Origin of the sequence: Frankia sp. CcI156 (assembly GCF_001983015.1) — a bacterium.
GTDB lineage: Bacteria > Actinomycetota > Actinomycetes > Frankiales > Frankiaceae > Frankia > Frankia casuarinae.
Genome location: NZ_MOMD01000140.1, coordinates 1 through 1,168 on the forward strand (window position 1 = coordinate 1; position 1,168 = coordinate 1,168).

Sequence of the window (1,168 nt, forward strand, 5' to 3'; positions counted from 1 at the left end):
GTCGTCGAGCAGCTCGACTGGGTGGTGTCGGTGCGGCTGCGGGTCACGCGGCGTCGCCGCTACCGGCGAGGCTGCCGGTGCGGGGGGCCGGTGACGGTGACCGCGCCGGGCCCGTCGAAGGCGATCGGGAAGGGTCTGTTCACGCACCGGTTCCTCGCGATGCTGATCGTGGAGCGCTATGTCGCGGGCCGTTCCCAGAACTCACTGGTCACCGGCCTGTCCCGGCAGGGGGCGGAGATCTCGCCGGCGACGCTGACCGGGGCGTGCGCCCAGGTCGGCGACCTACTCGCCCCGCTCGCGGAGAAGATCGTCGGGCGGTCGCGGGGGKCGTGGCACCTGCACGCCGACGAGACGACCTGGCGGGTGTTCACCMCGACCGGCGGGGACGGCTCGGCGCGCTGGTGGCTGTGGGTGTTCCTGGGGYCGGACTCGGTGTGTTTCGTGATGGACCCGACCCGCTCGGCCGCGGTGCTCGCCGACCATGTCGGGATCGATGCCGAGACCGGGCAGCTGACGGGCGACGACGGCGCCGGCGGCCCGCGCCGGCTGGTGATCTCCTCGGACTTCTACGCCGTCTACGCGTCCGCGGGGGCGAAGGCGGACGGGATCGTCAACCTGTTCTGCTGGGTCCACGTCCGGCGGTACTTCCTGCGCGCGGGCGACGCGAACCCCGCGCAGCTGGGGATCTGGGCCCGGCAGTGGCGCGAGCGGATCGCCGCGCTCTACGCGGCGCACGCCGAACTCGCCGCCGCCTGGCAGGCGGCGATCACGGCCCCGAGCCCGCCGGCCGAGCGGCGTCTCGCGACCGCCTACACCGGTTGGGACCGCGCGATCGACGCGATCGACACCGCCCGCCGCGAGCACATGGCGTCCCCCGGCCTGCCCGAACCCGCGCGCAGGGCGCTGGCCACGATGGACCGGGAGTGGACCGGGCTGGTCGCCCACCGCAACCATCCCATGATCGGTCTGGACAACAACCCGGCCGAGAGGATCATCCGCAAACCGGTGATCACACGGCGGAACACCGGCGGCTCCCGCACCGACGACGCCGCCCGCCGCGCCGCCACGATCTTCACCGTCACCGCGACCGCCGACCTGCACGGCCTCAACCCACTGACCTACCTGGCCGACTACCTCGACGCCTGCGGTCGCGCCGGCGCCAGAGCAC

Annotated in this window: 1 protein-coding gene; it reads left to right on the forward strand. The window is 73.7% G+C overall.

Annotated features, from left to right (window positions below; genetic code table 11):
- A partial coding sequence (locus tag CcI156_RS23730; RefSeq protein ID WP_083718801.1) for an IS66 family transposase occupies positions 1-1,168 on the forward strand: 1,168 nt, incomplete at both ends.